12 protein-coding genes are annotated in these 20013 nt (G+C 65.0%); 7 read left to right on the forward strand and 5 right to left on the reverse strand.

Features of this window, described 5'->3' with window-relative positions; all coding sequences use genetic code 11:
• Positions 1-59: 59 nt before the first annotated feature.
• Positions 60-1928, reverse strand: a complete 1869-nt coding sequence (locus EEB15_RS09875; RefSeq protein ID WP_141509654.1) for a potassium transporter Kup — start codon at positions 1926-1928, stop codon at positions 60-62.
• 356 nt (positions 1929-2284) lie between these two features.
• Between EEB15_RS09875 and EEB15_RS09880 the strand changes: the two genes are divergently transcribed.
• From EEB15_RS09880 to kdpE, 6 genes are all read left to right on the forward strand, one after another.
• Positions 2285-2383, forward strand: coding sequence for a potassium-transporting ATPase subunit F (locus EEB15_RS09880; protein WP_141509655.1), 99 nt, complete (start codon positions 2285-2287; stop codon positions 2381-2383).
• Positions 2383-4182 (forward strand): potassium-transporting ATPase subunit KdpA, encoded by a 1800-nt coding sequence (gene kdpA, locus EEB15_RS09885; protein WP_141509656.1) that lies wholly within the window; start codon positions 2383-2385, stop codon positions 4180-4182. Before EEB15_RS09880 ends, kdpA begins: the two co-directional genes overlap by 1 nt.
• A 15-nt stretch (positions 4183-4197) precedes the next feature.
• Positions 4198-6270, forward strand: a complete 2073-nt coding sequence (gene kdpB / locus EEB15_RS09890; protein WP_141509657.1) for a potassium-transporting ATPase subunit KdpB — start codon at positions 4198-4200, stop codon at positions 6268-6270.
• Between the two features lie 9 nt (positions 6271-6279).
• On the forward strand, positions 6280-6855 hold the full coding sequence (gene kdpC / locus EEB15_RS09895; protein WP_141509658.1) for a potassium-transporting ATPase subunit KdpC: 576 nt from the start codon (positions 6280-6282) through the stop codon (positions 6853-6855).
• A gap of 64 nt (positions 6856-6919) precedes the next feature.
• Positions 6920-9613: a DUF4118 domain-containing protein gene (locus EEB15_RS09900; RefSeq protein WP_141509659.1), complete on the forward strand. Its 2694-nt coding sequence runs from the start codon at positions 6920-6922 to the stop codon at positions 9611-9613.
• A 2-nt stretch (positions 9614-9615) separates the two neighbouring features.
• Entirely contained in the window at positions 9616-10314 is a 699-nt protein-coding gene (gene kdpE / locus EEB15_RS09905) for a two-component system response regulator KdpE (RefSeq protein WP_141509660.1), read from the forward strand.
• A gap of 42 nt (positions 10315-10356) precedes the next feature.
• Here the strand turns inward: kdpE and EEB15_RS09910 are convergent, their stop codons facing one another.
• Complete coding sequence (locus tag EEB15_RS09910; protein WP_141509661.1) at positions 10357-15864, reverse strand: hypothetical protein; 5508 nt, start codon at positions 15862-15864, stop codon at positions 10357-10359.
• 377 nt (positions 15865-16241) lie between these two features.
• Between EEB15_RS09910 and EEB15_RS09915 the strand changes: the two genes are divergently transcribed.
• On the forward strand, positions 16242-16955 hold the full coding sequence (locus tag EEB15_RS09915) for a response regulator transcription factor (protein WP_158290056.1): 714 nt from the start codon (positions 16242-16244) through the stop codon (positions 16953-16955).
• Between the two features lie 19 nt (positions 16956-16974).
• On the opposite strand, the gene metF is transcribed toward EEB15_RS09915, so the two are convergent.
• The 3 genes from metF to ahcY are packed head-to-tail and all read right to left on the reverse strand — an operon-like array spanning position 16975 to position 19986.
• On the reverse strand, positions 16975-17808 hold the full coding sequence (gene metF, locus EEB15_RS09920; protein ID WP_141509663.1) for a methylenetetrahydrofolate reductase [NAD(P)H]: 834 nt from the start codon (positions 17806-17808) through the stop codon (positions 16975-16977).
• On the reverse strand, positions 17805-18551 hold the full coding sequence (locus EEB15_RS09925) for a TlyA family RNA methyltransferase (RefSeq protein ID WP_141509664.1): 747 nt from the start codon (positions 18549-18551) through the stop codon (positions 17805-17807). Before EEB15_RS09925 ends, metF begins: the two co-directional genes overlap by 4 nt.
• Position 18552: 1 nt before the next feature.
• A complete protein-coding gene (gene ahcY / locus EEB15_RS09930) occupies positions 18553-19986 on the reverse strand; it encodes an adenosylhomocysteinase (protein ID WP_141509665.1) in 1434 nt (477 codons plus the stop codon).
• Positions 19987-20013: the final 27 nt, after the last annotated feature.

Below are 20013 nucleotides of genomic sequence, written 5' to 3' on the forward strand. Positions count from 1 at the left end.
CTGCCCCGTACTCGCCCGATCCGTAATTTTCGCAGCCAGCGCAACGATCAAACAGTCGCTCAGATCTCGATTTTCGACCCCAGTTCCACCACGGCATTGTTCGGCAGATAGAGAAAGTCGGCGGCCGCGCTGGCGTTGTGGTGCATCTGCGCGAAGAGCTTCTCGCGCCAGGGCGCCATGCCGCCGCCGATGCTGGGAATCACGGTGTCGCGCGAGAGGAAATAGCTGGTGCTCATGGCGTCCAGCGCGCAGCCGCGCTCTTTCAGCGCTTGCAGGGCGGAAGGAACATCGGGATCGTCCATGAAGCCGAAGTTCAGGATCACCTGCCAGCAGTTGTTGCCGAGATCGTCGGCGACGAGGCGCTCACCCGCGGGAGTGCGCGGCACCTCCTGGGCGCGCACGGTCACGAACACATTGTGTTCGTGCAGCACCTTGTTGTGCTTCAGGTTATGCAGCAGCGCATTGGGCACCATTCCGCGCTCCACCGTGAGGAACACCGCCGTTCCGCCGACCTTGTGCGGCGGGTCTAGAAACACCGTATGAAGAAAACTCTTCAGGTCGAGCGCATCCTCGCGCGCCTTCTCCGAAAGAAGGGCCCGGCCTTCCTTCCAGGTCGAGAGCACAACGTAAAGGCCGATCGCCATGGTAAGAGGGAACCAGCCGCCCTGCATGATCTTGAGGGAGTTGGAGGCGAAGAACGCGATGTCGACCAGGAAGAAGAAACCGGTCGCCGCGATGCAAAGCGGCAACGGATAGCCCCAGCCGTAGCGGATCACGAAGAACGTCAATATGGTCGTCATCACCATGACGAGGCTGACTGAAATGCCATAGGCCGCGGCCAGCGCCGTTGACGATCCGAAGAGCAGGACAGCGATGATGACGCCCGCCAGCAGCAGCCAGTTCACGGCCGGAATGTAGATCTGGCCCGTGTCGTGCTCAGAGGTGTGGATGATCGTCAATCGCGGCAGGTAGCCCATCTGGATGGTTTGCTTGGTCGCCGAGAAGGCACCGGAGATCAGCGCCTGCGAAGCAATGACCGTCGCTGCCGTGGCCAGCCCCACCATCGGCAGCAGCGCCCACTCGGGAGTCATCAGGTAGAACGGGTTCGCCGCGGCCTTCGGATTCGCCAGCACCAACGCGCCCTGGCCGAAGTAGTTGATCATCAAGGCAGGCATCACGAGGCCAAACCAGGCGATGCGGATGGGCTTCCTGCCGAAGTGGCCCATGTCGGCATACAAGGCCTCGGCGCCGGTGACGCACAGGAAGACCGCGCCCAGCATGATGAAGGCGACGCCTGCATTGGCTATCGCGAATTGCATGGCATACCACGGCGAGATCGCTCGCAGAACCGATGGATTGGAAACGATCTGCGCGAGGCCGGTCGCCGCGATCGAGACGAACCACAACACCGTGACCGGGCCGAAGAACCGGCCGATCGCGGCAGTGCCGCGCCGCTGGACGGCAAAAAGGAGGACCAGGACGCCGAGCGAAATCGGCACGACGTAGGGCTTGGCCGCGGGCGTCACGATCTCCAGGCCCTCAACCGCCGACAGCACCGAGATGGCCGGCGTGATGACGCCATCGCCAAAAAACAGGGCGACGCCGAAAACCCCGACCATCAGCAACGTGCTGCGCATCTGCGGCTTGTCCTTGACCGACTGCGACGCCAGTGCCAACAGCGCCATGAGTCCGCCCTCGCCGTGGTTGTCGGCACGCATGATCAGCATCACGTATTTGAGCGAGACGATCACGGTGAGCGTCCAGAAAAACATCGACAAGGCTCCCAGCACGCTTGCTTCCGAGACCGCCACGTGGCCGGCCGCGAAGACCTCCTTGAAGGCGTAGAGGGGAGAGGTTCCGATGTCGCCGTAGACGACACCGATGGCGCCGACCGTCAGCGCCGCGAGAGTTGATTTTTTGCTTTGCACCAGGTTGCTTTCGGGTGGCCGTCCACCACGGCCAAGTTTCTGTAAATCATTGTGCCCACGCGAGGAGCCCCAGCCCGCGCGAAGCCCGGCGGCGGCCGACTTCTTTACGCTTTTTTTATGCCGGAGCGCACACATTCGCCGGCGAAGCACCTTCTGCTTTACGCATTCTTTATGCATCCCCGTTGATTCTCTTCTCTGTTTTTACGCGTCGGCGAACAGACTTTCTCCATCGGAATCTGATTGGAGGTTGAGATGATGGATATCGTTTTCTTGCTCGCTGCGGCGGGGCTGTGGGGTCTCATGGTGCTGCTGGTGTGGGGCTTCCGGAAGCTGGAACGCCCCCAGGGAAGCCGGCCATGATCAGCCTCGAAGCTTTGTACGGCTTCGGCGGCATGTGCGCCATTCTGCTGCTCGCCTACCTCGCCTATGCGTTGATCCGCGCGGAGGATTTCTGATGAGCGGATCAGCCTGGGGCCTGCTGGCCCTGTATCTCGTGGTGCTGCTGGCCCTGTCGTGGCCACTGGGCATCTGGCTCTCGCGCATAGCCACCGGCAACCTGTCGGGCTGGATGCTCAAGCTGGAGGCTCCGCTATACCGTTTGGCCGGCACCTCGGCCGACAGGTCAATGAACTGGTGGCAGTACGCGCTGGCCCTGCTGGCCTTCAACGCGCTCGGCGTACTGGCGGTCTACCTCCTGCAGCGGCTCCAGGTGTCGCTGCCGCTCAACCCCGCCGGCATGGCTGCCGTGTCGCCCGACTCGGCCTTCAATACCGCCGTCAGCTTCGTGTCGAACACCAACTGGCAGGGCTATGCCGGTGAATCGACGATGAGCTACCTGACCCAGATGCTCGCGCTGTCGGTGCAGAACTTCTTCTCGGCCGCCACCGGTATCGCCGTCGTGTTCGCGCTCATTCGTGGCTTCGCCGCCCGTTCGACCGGCGTCATCGGCAACTTCTGGGTGGACCTGACCCGCATCACTGCCTGGGTCCTGGTGCCGCTGTCGCTGGTGTTCGCCATCTTCCTCGTAGGCCAAGGCGTGATCCAGAACTTCGACGCCTACAAGGACGTCGCCACGCTGGAATCCACGACCTACCAGCAACCGAAGAACGGCCCGGATGGCCAGGCCCTGAAGGACGACAAGGGCAACCCCGTCATGGAAGAAGTCAAGGCCGAAACCCAGAAGCTGGCGATGGGCCCGGTCGCTTCGCAGGAGGCCATCAAGATGCTGGGGACCAACGGCGGTGGGTTCTTCAACGCGAACTCCGCGCACCCATACGAGAACCCCACGGCCCTGAGCAACTTCGTCCAGATGCTGTCGATCTTCCTGATCCCGGCCGCGCTGTGCTTCAGTTTCGGCCGCGATGTGGGCGACCGGCGCCAGGGCTGGGCCGTGCTGGCGGCCATGACCGTGATGTTCGTCCTGGCCGTGGTGGTCATCACCCCCGCGGAGCAACTGGGCAACCCACTGATGCCGCCGCTGGGGGTGGACCAGGCGGCCAGCGCCCTGCAATCGGGGGGCAACATGGAAGGCAAGGAAACACGGTTCGGCATCGATGCGTCCGCCCTGTTCGTGGTGATCACCACCGCGGCCTCCTGCGGTGCAGTGAACGCCATGCACGATTCGCTCACCCCGCTGGGTGGAATGGTTCCGCTGGTGATGATGCAGCTGGGCGAAGTGGTGTTCGGAGGTGCCGGCGCCGGCCTGTACGGCATGCTGGTCTTCGCCATCCTGGCGGTATTCATCGCGGGCCTGATGATCGGGCGCACGCCGGAATACCTGGGCAAGAAGATCGAGGCGCACGAAATGAAGCTGATGTCCGTCGTCATCCTGGCGACCCCCATCGTGGTACTGACCGGCACCGCCATCGCGGTGCTCGCAACCGCGGGCAAGGCCGGCATCGCCAACCCCGGGGCTCATGGCTTCTCGGAAATACTCTATGCGCTGACCTCGGCGGGCAACAACAACGGCAGCGCTTTCGCCGGGCTGTCGGCCAACACGCCGTTCTACAACACGCTGCTGGGCATTGCCATGTGGCTGGGCCGCTTCGGCGTCATCGTGCCGGTGCTGGCGATGGCCGGCGCGCTGGCCGCAAAGAAGCGCCTGCCCGTCACCGCGGGAACCATGCCCACCCACGGCCCCCTTTTCGTCGGGCTCCTGGTCGGCACGGTGCTGCTGGTCGGCCTGCTGAACTACGTTCCCGCGCTGGCGCTGGGCCCGGTGGTCGAGCACCTGATGCTCTGGTCCGCCAATTAAGTCGGAGCCCGATTCATGAATACCAAGACTTCCCTGACCTTGTTCGACCCGGTGCTGCTCAAGCCGGCCATTGCTGCTTCTTTCAGGAAGCTCAACCCGCGCACGCAGTGGCGCAATCCGGTGATGTTTGTCGTCTACATCGGCAGCATTCTCACCACGCTGCTGTGGCTGCAGGCCCTGCAAGGCGTGGGCGAGGCGCCGGCGGGCTTCATCCTGGCCGTGGCCATCTGGCTGTGGTTCACGGTGCTGTTCGCCAACTTCGCCGAAGCCTTGGCCGAAGGGCGAAGCAAGGCCCAGGCGGCCTCGCTGCGCGGTCTGCAAAAGACCAGTTGGGCCAAGAAGCTGAAGGAACCGAAGTACGGAACCACGTGGTTGCCGGAGCAATCGGTCAACCTGCGCAAAGGCGACGTGGTGCTGGTGGAAGCCAACGACATGGTCCCGATCGACGGTGAGGTGATCGAAGGCGTGGCCTCGGTCGACGAAAGCGCCATCACCGGCGAATCGGCGCCCGTGGTGCGCGAATCCGGTGGCGACTTCTCGGCCGTCACCGGCGGTACCCGTGTGCTCTCGGACTGGATCGTGGTGCGCATCGCAGCGAACCCCGGCGAGTCTTTCCTGGACCGCATGATCAGTATGGTCGAAGGCGCCAAGCGCCAAAAGACGCCCAACGAGATCGCCCTCACGATCCTGCTGATCGCGCTGACCATCGTCTTCCTGGTGGTCACCGTCACCCTGCTGCCCTACTCGGTCTTCAGCGTGGAGGCCGCCAAAGCCGGCACCGTGGTCAGCATCACCGCGCTTGTCGCCCTGCTGGTCTGCCTGATCCCCACCACCATTGGCGGCCTGCTGTCGGCGGTGGGCGTGGCCGGCATGAGCCGAATGATGCAGGCCAATGTCGTCGCGACGTCGGGCCGAGCCGTGGAGGCCGCCGGCGATGTCGACGTGCTGCTGCTGGACAAGACCGGCACCATCACCCACGGCAACCGCCAGGCCTCGGCCTTCCATCCCGCGCCCGGTGTCCCCGAAACCCGGCTGGCGCGCGCAGCGCTGCTGGCTTCGCTTGCCGACGAGACGCCGGAAGGGCGCAGCATCGTGGAACTCGCCAGGCGCGCCCGCGTCGACGACCGCGCGGCCGGGAGTGCCGTGTTCCTTCCGTTCACGGCCCAGACCCGCATGAGCGGTGTCGACATCCACCAGGACGGCGGAAACCTGGCCATTCGCAAGGGCGCGGTGGACGCGGTGCGCAAGCACGTGCAGGCGCACGGCGGCACGCTTGCCGCGGAAGTCATGCGGGTGTCGGACAATGTCGCTCGGCGCGGCAGCACGCCGCTGGCGGTGTGCGAAGGCTGCACCGTGCTGGGCATCGTCGAGCTCAAGGACATCGTCAAGTCCGGCATCAAGGAGCGCTTTGCCGAACTGCGCCGCATGGGCATCAAGACCATCATGATCACCGGCGACAACAAGCTCACTGCGGCGGCCATCGCGGCCGAGGCCGGTGTCGACGACTTCCTCGCCGAGGCGACGCCCGAAGCCAAGCTGAAGCTCATCCGCGAATACCAGCGCGAAGGCCGCCTGGTCGCCATGACCGGTGACGGCACCAATGACGCGCCCGCGCTGGCCCAGGCCGACGTGGCGGTGACGATGAACAGCGGTACGCAAGCGGCAAAAGAAGCCGGCAACATGGTGGACCTGGATTCCAACCCGACCAAGCTGCTCGAAGTGGTGGAGACCGGCAAGGCGCTGCTGATGACGCGCGGCTCGCTCACCACCTTCTCGATTGCCAATGACGTGGCGAAATACTTCGCGATCATCCCGGCGATCTTCGTCACCACCTACCCGCAACTGGCCGCGCTCAATGTGATGGCGCTGGCCAGCCCGCAGTCGGCCATCCTGTCGGCGGTGATCTTCAACGCTTTGATCATCGTCTTCCTGATCCCGCTCGCGCTCAAGGGCGTGAGGTACCGCCCCGTCGGCGCCGCCGCCTTGTTGCGCCGCAATCTGCTGATCTACGGGCTGGGTGGCCTCATCGTCCCCTTCATCGGCATCAAGGCCATCGATTTGGCGCTGGCCGCCGCCGGCCTGGTTTAAGGAACTCTCATGAACCACAAGATTCTTCGCCCCGCCTTGGTCTTCTTCGCCGTGCTGACGATCGTCACCGGCGTGGCCTATCCGCTGATCGTCACCGGGGCTGCCAAGGTCCTGTTCCCAGAGCAGGCTGCCGGCAGCCTGGTCACGCGCGACGGCAAAGTGGTCGGCTCGGCCCTCATTGGCCAGAACTTCACGGACCCCAAGCACTTCTGGGGCCGCCCTTCGGCCACCGGCCCCATGCCCTACAACGCCTCGGCCTCGAGCGGCTCCAACCAGGGCCCGCTGAACCCGGCCCTGACCGATGCCGTGAAGGGCCGTGTCGAAGCCTTGCGCGCCGCCGACGCGGGCAACGCCGCGCCCGTGCCGGTGGACCTGGTCACTGCTTCGGCCAGCGGGCTGGACCCGCACATCAGCCCCGCCGCCGCGCGTTACCAGGTCAGCCGCGTAGCCAAGGCGCGCGGCCTGCCCGCGGACAAGGTGCAGGCGCTCGTCGACCAGCGGATCGAAGCACCGCTGCTCGGTCTTCTGGGCGAGCCACGCGTCAACGTGCTCCGGCTGAACCTGGCGCTGGAGAGCCTGCGCTAGGCATTCATCGCGACAAGACCGGCGCGGTGGTAGCGATGTGGCCAATGAGGTAGGCTAGGAAAGCATGGCCAGCAACCTCGATTCCCGACCCGACCCCGACGCGTTGCTGGAGCGATTCAGCACCGAAGAGGCGTTCGCCCGGCGCGGCCGCCTGCGCATCTATTTCGGCGCCAACGCCGGCGTGGGCAAGACTTACGCGATGCTCAGCGCCGCGCAGCGCGAGTGCAAGGCCGGCCGCGAGGTGGTGGTGGGCGTGCTCGAAACCCATGGCCGCAGCGAGACGGCCGAACTGCTGGCCGGCCTGCGCCAACTTCCGTTGCGCGACATGACGTATCGGGACCGTACGCTCAAGGAGTTCGACCTGGACGCCGCGCTGGCGCTGCGTCCCCATGTGTTACTGGTCGATGAACTGGCGCACTCGAACGTCGAAGGATCGCGCCATCCCAAGCGCTGGCACGACGTCGAGGAACTGCTCGACGCCGGCATCGACGTCTGGTCAACACTGAATGTCCAGCACCTGGAGAGCCTGAATGGGACGATAGGCGCCATCACTGGTATCCGGGTTCACGAGACCGTGCCCGACCACGTGCTGGACCGGGCCGAGGAGGTGGTCCTCGTGGATGTGACGCCGGACGAGCTGATCGCGCGCCTGAAGGCCGGCAAGGTCTATCTGCCGCAGCAGGCCGAACGGGCCGCCGAGAATTTTTTCCGCAAAGGCAATCTCATTGCGTTGCGCGAGATCGCCCTGCGCCGCACTGCCGAACACGTGGAAGACGATGTACGCAGCTACCGCGTGGAGCAGTCGATCGGCCGGGTCTGGAACACCGAGGGCGCGATCCTGGCCTGTGTCGGCCCGCGCGAAGGCGATGAGCAGATCGTCCGCACGGCCGCGCGCCTGGCCGGCCAGCTCAACGTGCGCTGGTACGCGGCCTATGTCGAGACACCCAGCCTGCAGCGCCTGGGCCGCGAGGCGCGCGACCGCATCCTGGCGGTGCTCAAGCTCGCCGGCGAACTGGGTGCGGAAACGGCAGTCCTGGCGGGCAATGACGTGGCCCGCGAACTCGTCGCGCAGGCCCTGGTGCTGAACTGTGCCACGCTGGTCGTCGGCCGGCCGCGCGAGCGGTGGCTGCGCTGGCTGCATCCCTCCAAGACCCGGCGGCTGGCCAGCGTGGCGCCTGCCCTCGACATCCTGGAAGTAGCGCAAGCAGACAGCTCCCGGCGCCTGGCTCAGATCGGGCGACGCGTCGAGGGTGATGAAGCCGAGGCCGGCGCGACCGGCAACTGGCAGCGCTACGCCTGGGCCGCGGCGGCAAGCGTGGCCATCACGCTACTGGCGGCGCCACTGCACCGCTACTTTGAACTTGCCAACATCGTGATGGTGTTCCTCCTGTGCGTTGTGCTGGTCGCCATCAAGTTCGGCCGGGGCCCGGCAGCGCTGGCTGCCGTCCTGAACGTCGCGGCCTTCGACTATTTTTTCGTCGAACCGCGCTTCTCGTTCGCCGTCAGCGACGTTCAGTACCTTCTGACCTTCGGCGTGATGCTGGCAGTGGGGCTGATCACCGGGCAACTGACCGCGGGCCTGCGCTTCCAGGCCCATATCTCGTCCAGCCGGGAACGCCGTGCCCAGTCGCTCTTCGAGCTGACGCGCGAGCTCTCCGGCGCGTTGCTGAGCTCGCAAGTGGCCGAGTTGGGCGCGGCGGCGGTTCAGCGCAACTTCGGCGGCCAGGCGCTGGTCCTCACGACGGATGCCAATGACCGGCTGGTGCCGTCAGGCGAGCCGGCCCCGGGCTTCGACATGACTGTGGCGGAGTGGTCCTTCCGCAATGGGCAGCCGGCGGGGCTGGCGACTTCGACCCTCGCGGCACAGGCCTGGCACTATGTTCCGCTCAGGGCGCCCATGCGGCTGCGGGGTGTGCTGGCGCTGCAACCGGCGCAGCCACGCTGGCTGCTGATCCCGGAGCAGATGCAGCAGCTGGACACCCTGGCGCGGCAGATCGCCATCGCGCTGGAACGGGTCCACTACGTGGACATCGCCCAGCAGGCAGTGGTCGAGATGGAGTCGGAGCGCTTGCGCAACGCCCTGCTGGCGGCCATTTCGCACGACGTGCGCACGCCTCTCACGGCCCTGATCGGCCTGGCCGAGTCGCTGCAACGGTCCTCGCCGCCGCTTGCGCCCGACCAGGCGGACATGGCGCACGCCCTGGGCGAGCAGGCGCGAGAACTCAGCGCGCTGGTGAACAACCTGCTGGAAATGGCCAGGCTTCAAAGCGGCGCCGTGAACCTGCGCATGGAGTGGCAATCCGTTGAAGAGGTCGTGGGCTCGGCCATCCGCGGCGCGCAACCGGCCCTCGCGGGCCGCAAGGTGATGACCAAACTGCCCGCCGACCTGCCCCTGGTGGAGTTCGACGCCACGCTGATCGGCCAGGTGCTGATCAACCTGATCGAGAACGCGGCCAAGTATGGAGAACCGCCGATCGTTGTGACAGGCGAGGCCACGCCGAACAGCCTGGTTCTGGGCGTGCGAGACCACGGCGGCGGGTTGCCCGTGGCCATGAAGGGCCGCGAAAAGGAATTGTTCGAGAAGTTCACGCGCGGCGAGGTAGAGTCGGCTACCCGGGGCGTTGGCCTGGGGCTGGCCATCTGCAAGGCCATCGTCAACGCCCACCGGGGTGAAATCACGGCGGCCAACGCGGTCGGCGGAGGCGCAGAATTCACTGTGCGGTTGCCACGCAAGCCGCCTCCCCCATTGATCGAATAGCCATGTCCACCACCGCGCCCATCGCTGTCGTCATCGAAGACGAGCCGCAGATCCGCCGCTTCGTACGTGGCGCGCTCGAAGCCGAAGGCTGGGAAGTTCACGAGGCCGAGAACGCCAAGCGGGGACTGACCGAAGCGGGCACCCGCAGGCCAGACTTGATCCTCCTGGATCTGGGCCTTCCGGATGGCAGTGGGATGAATGTGATCCAGGACGTGCGCGGCTGGTCGGCCGTGCCCATCATCGTGCTGTCCGCCCGGATCGACGAGGCCGACAAGATCGCCGCGCTCGACGCCGGCGCCGACGACTACCTGACCAAGCCTTTTGGCGTGGGAGAACTCCTGGCACGCGTCAGGGCCAACCTGCGGCGACCGCGTGCTTTCGAAAACGGCGGTGACCCCGACCCCGTGTTCCGCTTCGCCGACGTCGAAGTGGACAGGCGGGCTCGCCTGGTTCGGCGAGCAGGTGGGGAAGTGCATTTGACACCCATCGAGTACCGGCTGCTGTCCCTCCTCATCGCCAATGCCGGCCGTGTGCTGACACACAAACAGCTATTGCGGGAGGTCTGGGGCCCTTCACATGCGGAGCAGAGCCACTATCTGCGCATCTACATGGGGCATTTGCGCCAGAAGCTGGAAGCCGATCCTTCGCAACCCAAACACCTGTTGACCGAAACGGCGGTGGGTTATCGCCTCCTGGTCTAGCGGCCCGTTGCCTTGTGGGCAGCGGGCCGCATGACAGCATCGTCAGGTGAAATCAGCCGCGACTATCTCGCCTGCGGTGTTGACGCCTGTCAGGACGACCAGCGTGTCGCCGGTATCCACGGAGCCGCTGTTGTTTTCATCGACCACCGCCCAGGCATTGCCGGAGCCGGCCGCGTTGTAGGCCACGTAGATGGCGTCAGTGCCCGCCCCATCGGTCAGCACGGCATTGGCCGCGGTCACGAAGGCCGCGAAGTCCGCCAACGCGCCGCCATCGGCAATGGTGGCGTCCGCGGCAACCTTCGAAGTGGCGATCGAGTCCGAGGCGCTGTCGAAGCCGTCGATGGTGGCCGCTGTGGCCAGCGTGATCCCGGTGTCGCCCGCGGCAAGCACGAACTGGTCCGCGCCGGCGCTGCCGCTGAGCACCTTGCTTGCGCCTTCCAGATGAACGTTGAAGTTCAACCCCGAGGCCTCATCGCCGTCCGCATCGACGACTTTGCCGGTGAACTGCAGGTCCGCATCGCCCGGTTGGTCGATATGCACCTCGATCTTGATGATCTTCATGACGTCACCGTCCGAGCTGTCCGCCAGGTCTTTGCCGGTCGTCCCCAGCGTCACTGCCGCGCCGTCGCTCAGGGCGAAGCCCGTTCCCTGCAGGCTCTCCGTGCTCGTCATGACCTGGATGCCGTAGATCTGGTATCCCGCGGGATAGTCGTCCGGTGTGACGGACACGAGAACGTCGCTTTCGCCTGCAATGGCCTGATAGTCGCTCGTGGAATTGGCCAGCAGCAGTCTGGTGGTGAAGCTGCTGCCGTTGTACAGCTTGAGCAAAATGGCGACATCCTCATGGCCCAGGTTGATCTGGTTGAGCGTGATGTCGACCGCATCGACGAAGGCCATTGGCGTGCTCGTGTCGACGACCGCTTCTGCCTGCGCCGGCGGACTCGTCGGGCCACTCACCGGATTTTCCGTAAAGAAGTCATAGGTCAGCAGCTCTCCGGCCTGCACCGTGTCCGAATCGACGCCCACCGTGTCGGTGCTGACGTTGACATACGAGGTCGCCGCGCTCTTCAATGTATCGCCGTTGGCGAAGGTCAAGTCGCTGTCGTCGGTCTGCAAGTCCTCTGTATCGCTCGGCGGAGATGCCGCCTGCCCCGTCAGCACCCCGAAGAAGCTGCTGCTGTATTCCTTGACGGTGATCTCCGGCGAGTTGTTGCCTATCGTGTCGTAGTTGTGGCTGATGCCCCCACTGGTGGAGAAGGTGGTGCCGCCCATGAGGGGGCCGTCCAGGTCGACGACGTAGGTGCCGTCACTGTTGAAGGTCACCGTGCCGGTCGCGTGCAGGGAAGCGTTCGAGGGGGCCGGGCTGGTGAAGTAGTCGAACTCGAAGGAGCTGGTCGTCGCGGAGTCGTGGGTGAGCGACACGTTGAAGATGGCACGGCCACTGGGCGCCACACCCGCCAGGGTCTGTAGCACCACACCGTCATCGGTGCCGGCGCTGCCCGGCTCGTCGGAGCCGATGGGCGCGTTGTACAGGCCCGTCAGCGGCGCGCCGGTATTGAAGCCCACGACGTTCGTGATCGATGTCACCACCGGGATGTCGTCCTCCACCGCCATGCTGAAGTCACCGGCGACCAAAGGCCTGACTGTGTCGCCATCGAAGTCGGTGACCTCCACGATCGAGGAGAAGTCGATTGCGGCGACCGAGGTGCTGCCATCGAGGGCCGTGCGCAGCAGCAAGTTCTCCGTGTTGAGATTGTTGTCCACATGATCGAGCTGGTCATCCAGGTCGAATGCCCAGCTGCCGTTGGGATTGACCTTCAGCGTGAACACGGTGCGCCCGCCGGCCGTAGCCGTCAGCGTGTCCTTGATCGTGTCGGCATCGGCACTGTCGGTCACCGCATAGCTGACTGCGTCGCCCTTGGAGTACAAGGTCGGCAGGCTGCTGGTGACATCGCTCAGACTGAATGCGGGCGGTTCGTCCGCACCCACACTGATCAACGTGGCCAGCGAGCCGGCCGCACCAGTCGCTTCGTCCTGCCCTACGCCGTCACCCGCTGCCGCGCGGTTGCCCTCGGACTGGTCATTGCCGTTCAGCCCGCCGGCTTCGGGTGCGACGGCCGAGGACATGCCGTCTTCCTCGACCGTGGCCGTGACCGGTGTGGGGCTGGCCGCACGCACCGGGATGTCGTCCTCCACAGCCACGCTGAAGTCACCGGCGAGCAGGGGCGTGACTGTGTCGCCATCGAAGTCGGTGACCTCCACGATCGAGGAGAAGTCGATCGAATTGACCGGCGAACCGGCCGTGCGCAGCGCCAGGTTCTCCGTGTTGAGATTGTCGTCCACATGATCGAGCTGGTCATCCAGGTCGAACGACCAACTACCGTTGGGATTGACCTTCAGCGTGAACACGGTGCGCCCGCCGGCCGTGGCCGTCAGCGTGTCCTTGACCGTGTCGGCGTCGTCGCTGTCGGTCACCGCGTAGCTGACCGCATCGCCCTTGGAGAACAAGCTCGGCAAGCTGCCGGTGACATCGTTCAGACTGAATGCGGGCGGTTCGTCCGCACCCACGCTGATCAGTGTGGCCAGCGAACCGGCCGCGCCGGTCGCTTCGTCCTGCCCTACGCCGTCACCCGCTGCCGCGCGGTTGCCTTCGGACTGATCGTTGCCGTTCAGCCCGCCGGCCTCGGGTGCCACGGCCGAGGACATGCCGTCTTCCTCGACCGTGGCCGTGACCGGTGTGGGGCTGGCAGCACGCACCGGAATATCGTCCTCCACCGCCACGCTGAAGTCACCGGCGAGCAGGGGCGTGACTGTGTCGCCATCGAAGTCGGTGACCTCCACGATCGAGGAGAAGTCGATTGCGGCGACCGAGGTGCTGCCGTCGAGGGCAGTGCGCAGCAGCAGGTTCTCGGCATTGCCCGCATCGTCCACATGATCGAGCTGGTCATCCAGGTCGAACGACCAGCTGCCGTTGGGATTGACCTTCAGCGTGAACACGGTGCGCCCGCCGGCCGTGGCCGTCAGCGTGTCCTTGACCGTGTCGGCGTCGTCACTGTCGGTCACCGCGTAGCTGACCGCGTCGCCCTTGGAGAACAAGCTCGGCAGGCTGCTGGTGACATCGCTCAGGCTGAATGCGGGCGGTTCGTCCGCGCCCACGCTGATCAGTGTGGCCAGCGAACCGGCCGCGCCGGTCGCCTCGTCCTGCCCTACACCGTCGCCCGCTGCCGCGCGGTTGCCCGCGGACTGGTCATTGCCGTTCAGCCCGCCGGCTTCGGGTGCGACGGCCGAGGACATGCCGTCTTCTTCGACCGTGGCCGTGACCGGTGTGGGGCTGGCCGCACGCACCGGGATATCGTCCTCCACCGCCACGCTGAAGTCACCGGCGAGCAGGGGCGTGACTGTGTCGCCATCGAAGTCGGTGACCTCCACGATCGAGGAGAAGTCGATTGCGGCGACCGAGGTGCTGCCATCGAGGCTGGTGCGCAGCAGCAAGTTCTCGGCGTTACCCGCATCGTCCACGTGATCGAGCTGGTCATCCAGGTCGAACGACCAGCTGCCGTTGGGATTGACCTTCAGCGTGAACACGGTGCGCCCGCCGGCCGTGGCTGTCAGCGTGTCCTTGACCGTGTCGGCGTCGTCACTGTCGGTCACCGCGTAGCTGACCGCATCGCCCTTGGAGAACAACGTGGGCAAGCTGCCGGTGACGTCGCTCAGGCTGAATACACCAGGCTGGTCCGCACCCACATCCACGAGCGCAGCCAGCGAGCCGGCCGCACCGGTTGCCTCGTCCTGCCCTACGCCATCGCCCGCTGCCGCGCGGTTGCCCGCGGACTGGTCATTGCCGTTCAGCCCGCCGGCTTCGGGTGCGACGGCCGAGGACATGCCGTCCTCCTCGACCGTGGCCGTAACCGCCGCGGGATTGGCCGCACGCACCGGGATGTCGTCGTCGAGCGTCACCGAGATCGTGCCGTCATCAGAGCCGCCCAAACCCGTCGCGGTGTAGACCAGATCGATGTTGAGATCGTTCTCATCGTTGTTGCCGTCATCGGCCTGATCGACCGGGCCAAGCTGGGTGAACAGGTAGTCGAACACACCCGGGGCGGAGTTGTCGAGCACCACGCTGAATACGGCGCTGGCCGCCGCCGTCGTTGCATCGGTGATGTCGGTGGAGCCATACAGCGTGAAGCTCGCGCCGTCCCAGAAATAGACCAAGGCCACCCCGCCGGACTTCACCGCCGTGCTGGACGTGTCCAGCACCGCATCGCCTTGCAGACTGGCGAAATCGACGCTGGTGGCATCGGTCACCGGAAGGGTCGTGGAACTCACGGCCGCTTCGGCGTCACCCGGCGAGGTGGTGTCGCCGACGCCGCCAGGTGTATCGTCATCGTCCACTGTGACCGTCACCGTGCCCGCATCCGGCGGAATCGGCGGCAGCACCGCGTCGGCGGAGAGCGAACGGTCCTGGTTGCCGATGCTCTTGGGCGTGCCATTCTCGATCAGGCTCAGAACGCGCATGTGATAGGGCGAGCCGCTGATGTCGGAGGCTGTTTCCACGGTTTCGCCGGCATCGTCCACCCAGTCCAGCGACGAGGCGATGTGGCCACCCCAGGCGACGACCACCGCGTCAGCGTTGTTCGCTGCGCTACCGGTGTAGGTGAAGAAAATCGTGACCGAAGCCTTGGTCAGGTCGGCGTTATAGGTGACCGGGCCCACCGACGAGTTGCTGACCGCACCGAACAAGGTGACGGCCTGCTGTCCGGAAGGCTGGCCGGACGACAGGCCGTCCGTCACGCCGAACTGCGCGCCAAAGCCGTCCAGCAGTTGGCTGTCCGAAGGAATAGTTGCCGCGGTCGTGGCGCCGGAGCTGACGTCACCGACACCCGTGGTGGGCGTCACATCCGGCTCGCCGGGATGCTTGGTGCCATCGAAACTGAAGTTGTAGCCCGTCAGGTAGTCCAGAGCGTAGGCGCCGGAGTCGACCGTGTCCCACTGGATCACCAGGCCGTAAACCACACCCGTGGCCAGGTCGTCCAGGACCGCCCGGTAGGGAATCGCGTCGCCTTCGTTGTAGTGGGCCTTCTGGGCATTGAGGTTGCCGTTGACGAACACTTCGTTGTTATTGCCCGTGCTGTCGGCGTCACCTTCGGACACCGGCCCGTCGGCCCACTGGTCGAGCCGGACGCTGGTCGTGCTGCCGGTTCCCCCGGGCTTCGCATCGGCAAACACCGCGCTGGCCAACACGTCATCGCCCGTTCCGAACATACCGTCACCGCCAGCCGCGCGCGCCTGGACTTCAAGGATCGAGTCGAGCGCCGTGCCGGGCACCAGCCAACTGGTCCCCAACACCCCGGCAGCGGCGTCGCTATCGTTTCGCATTCCATCCCCGGCCAGCCATGACTTGTAGAAGAAGTCGTCGGCCGTGCCTTTGAGGCTGTCCGCTCCATAGTTCAGCACCTGGAACTGCAGCACGCTTCCTTCTTCAAGTTCACTGGCCGTGATCGCGACCTTTTCACCTGGGCGGTAGTCCAATTTGTTGGTCTTAATTCGCATGGTCGGGCTCCTGTTAAGGGGTGGGAAAAATCAAGGAGTGAAATGTCAAAGAACAGCCGATTCAGAACGCGGATCTGAATTGACGAGCAGCCGTGCAGGCGTTTACTTGTCCTTTGCCCATGGTTCTGCTCCGGTGATGGAATGCACGAACTTTGGTGACGATAGGCTTCGCCGCGTTGCTCGGAAATACACCTCTTGGGGTACCTCGTCAGCAGGCGGCCGCCGCTACGGTCGCGCTCGTCCCACATATGTATGAAGGACAAAAATCCCATGCATAAGGGACAAAGCTCCCAGCGTGAAACAGCTTCCGAGCGAGCAAACTTGCGCCTCGGCATCGCGGTTGCGATGCCCGATGTCATGTCGCAAAAATGAAATGGATGAACGCGATGCAAATCACGTTGCTAGCCGTCCAGTGGACCGGGCGACCGCTACCGGAGTCGCTCGCGCAGGAGGTCGGGTCGATCGACCCGGGCATTCTGGTAGACACAATCGCTCAGCCGGATTTGCTGGCCTATGTGAACGCCTGCCCGCCCGATGTCCTGCTGATGGAATACGACGCCGCGCGGCCGGAGAGCACCTGGCGCATGCTGTCCACCGTCGGCCGAATGAGCCCCGGAACGCGAATCCTTCTGCTATGCGAGGACTGTTCCACGGAATCGCTGCTGGACTTCATCCAGCACAACGCCAGCGGTTGCCTGCTTCGTTCGACGCCGGCCTCGCTCTTCGCGCGAGCGGTGCGGGTCGTGCACGAGGGCCAGATCTGGTTCGGCCGCTCCGACTTGATCCAGGCGCTTCGGTGGCAGCTCGGGGCGATGCCCGCCGGCCTGCAGATCGAACCCGAACACGAAGCGTTGCTCACGTTGCGCGAGCGGGAGATCCTTGATTTGATCGGCCGCGCGATGAGCAACAAGGAGATCGCGCGGCAACTCAAGATCAGTGCCGCGACGGTGAAGACTCACCTGCATCACGTCTACGTGAAGCTGCAAAAGAGCGGCCGCTACAAGGCGCTCCTCTCCGAAGGCGATCGGCATCCAAGGTTGAATGGCGACGCCTCGAAAGGAAATTCCGGCGCGAATCTCAACGGGCGCTGAGCCCGAGCTGCTTTCGAAGCTACGCGGAATGCCCCAGCCGCTTGCAGATCTCCATCGTCGCTGCTGCCTGGTTCATCGTGTAGAAGTGGATGCCCGGCACGCCACCGGCCATCAGCTGCTCGCACAGCTGCGTCACCACGTCCAGGCCGAACGACTTGATCGACGCAACGTCGTCGCCATAGCTTTGCAGCCGCAGGCGGATCCAGCGCGGAATTTCCGCACCGCAAGCGTCGGAAAAGCGCATCAGCTGCGTGGAACTCGTGATCGGCATGATGCCCGGCACGATGGGCACGTGCAGGCCCAGCCGGTCGGCCTCTTCGACGAAGCGGAAATACGAGTCGGCGTTGTAGAAGTACTGCGTGATCGCGGCGTCGGCGCCGGCGCGGATCTTCGCGGCATAGGCCTGCAAGTCGGCCTCGGGTGAGCGTGCTTGCGGATGCACCTCGGGATAGCACGCCACTTCGAGGTGAAAGTCGCTGCCGGTTTCCGCGCGGATGAAAGCCACGAGGTCGCTCGCGTAGTGGAACTCGCCGCCGGCGCCGTAGCCGCTGGGCAAGTCACCACGCAGGGCCACCAGGCGCTTGACGCCCATGTTGCGCAGGATCACGAGCTGTTCGCGCACCGTGTCGCGCGTGGCGCCGACGCACGAGAAGTGGGCCGCGGCGTCGACACCTTCGGCAAGGATTTCCTTGACGGTGCCGAATGTCCCTTCCTGGGTGGAGCCGCCAGCACCGTAGGTCACCGAGCAGAACTCGGGCTTGAGCTCATAAAGCGCCTGGCGCGCCGTGCGCAGTTTCGCCGCGCCTTCGGGCGTCTTCGGCGGAAAGAATTCGAGGCTGATAGGGAGATTCACAAAGTCCCTTCCTTGATTGCGTAAATGAAGAACTCGCGGTTGCCGTCGCCGCCGGTGACCGGGCTGTCGTACCAGCCCTTCACCGAAAAGCCCAGCTCCGCGCAGCAATCGCGCAGGCGCTTTTCGACCACGCCGTACATCTGCGGGTCCGTCACGATGCCGCGCTTGCCGACCTGTCCCGGTTGCAATTCGAACTGCGGCTTGACCAGGAACAGCAGCGCGCCGCCGTCTTTCAGCAACGGCACCAACGCGGGCAGCACCAGCGTCGACGAGATGAAGGACAGGTCGCCAACGACCACATCGAAGTCCTCGCCGGCTTCCTCCGCCGTCAGCTCGCGCGCGTTGACCTTCTCCAACACGGTGACGCGCGGGTCGTTGCGGATGTTGTCGTGCAATTGGCCGCTGCCGACGTCGACGCCGGTGACACGCGCCGCGCCCTGCTGCAGCAGGCAATCGGTGAAGCCGCCGGTGGATTGGCCCACATCGAGGCAGGCTTGGCCCGCAACGTCGAGACCGCTCGCTTTCAACGCGCCTTCGAGCTTGAGCCCGCCGCGCGAGACGTAGCGCGCCTCGGCCAGATCGAGCAACTCGATCTCGGCATCCGACGCGATCTCATCGCCGTTCTTGGCGATGGTTTTCCAGGCGCCCCGGTCCATCCAGCGCACACCCGACGCGATCAGGCGCTGGGCTTGGGAGCGGGACGTGGCGAGGCCGCGTTCGACGAGGACCTGGTCGGCGCGCACCTTAGTAACGGTAGGTGTCGGGCTTGTACGGGCCGACCTTCGGCACGCCGATGTATTCGGCCTGCTCGTCGGAGAGCTCCGTCAGCATCGCGCCGACCTTCTTCAGGTGCAGGCGCGCCACCTTTTCGTCCAGGTGCTTGGGCAGCACATAGACCTTGCCGACCGAATACGAATCGCTGCGCGTGAACAACTCGATCTGCGCGATGGTCTGGTTGGCGAACGAAGAGCTCATCACGAAGCTGGGGTGGCCGGTGCCGCAGCCAAGGTTCACCAGGCGGCCCTTGGCCAGCAGGATGATCTTCTTGCCGTCCGGGAAGATGATGTGGTCGACCTGGGGCTTGATCTCTTCCCATTCGTACTTCTCGACCGACGCGATGTCGATCTCGTTGTCGAAGTGGCCGATGTTGCAGACGATGGCCTGGTCCTTCATGGCCGCCATGTGCTCGTGGCGGATGACGTGCTTGTTGCCCGTCGCCGTGACGAAGATGTCGCCCTTGTCTGCGGCGTATTCCATGGTCACGACCTTGAAGCCTTCCATCGCGGCTTGCAGGGCGTTGATGGGGTCGATCTCGGTGACCCACACCTGGGCCGACAGCGCGCGCAGCGCTTGAGCGGATCCCTTGCCCACGTCGCCGTAGCCGGCCACCACGGCCACTTTGCCCGCGATCATCACGTCCGTTGCGCGCTTGATGCCGTCCACCAGCGATTCGCGGCAGCCGTAGAGGTTGTCGAACTTGCTCTTGGTGACCGAGTCGTTGACGTTGATGGCGCGAAACAGCAGCGTGCCCTTGGCGCTCATCTCGTTCAGGCGGTGCACGCCGGTGGTCGTCTCTTCCGTCACGCCGACGATCTGGGCGCCCTTGCGGCTGTACCACGTCGGGTCTTGCGCCAGCTTGGCCTTGATCGAGGCGAACAGGCAAGTCTCTTCTTCACCCTTCGGGTTGGCGATGAGGGATGCGTCCTTCTCGGCGCGCTTGCCCAGGTGCATCAGCAGCGTCGCGTCACCGCCGTCGTCCAGGATCATGTTGGGGCCTTCGCCTTCGGAACCCTTGGCGCCGAATTCGAAGATCTTGTGCGTGTAGTCCCAATAGTCGGCCAGCGACTCGCCCTTGATCGCGAATACCGGCGTGCCGTTCGCGGCGATGGCGGCGGCGGCGTGGTCCTGCGTCGAGAAGATGTTGCATGAGGCCCAGCGCACTTGCGCGCCCAGGGCTTGCAGCGTCTCGATCAGCACGGCCGTCTGGATGGTCATGTGCAGCGAGCCGGTGATGCGCGCGCCCTTGAGCGGCTGCTTCTTGGCGAACTCTTCGCGGATGGCCATCAGGCCGGGCATTTCGGTTTCCGCGATGCGGATTTCCTTCTTGCCCCAGGCGGCGAGGGACGGGTCGGCAATGGCGCAATCCTGCGCGGCAGCGGGTTTGAGAACGGCGTTCATCATGGCTCCAGAATCTGTGTTTCGAGG

The sequence above is a fragment of the Ramlibacter sp. WS9 genome (assembly GCF_003797765.1).
Lineage (GTDB): Bacteria > Pseudomonadota > Gammaproteobacteria > Burkholderiales > Burkholderiaceae_C > Ramlibacter.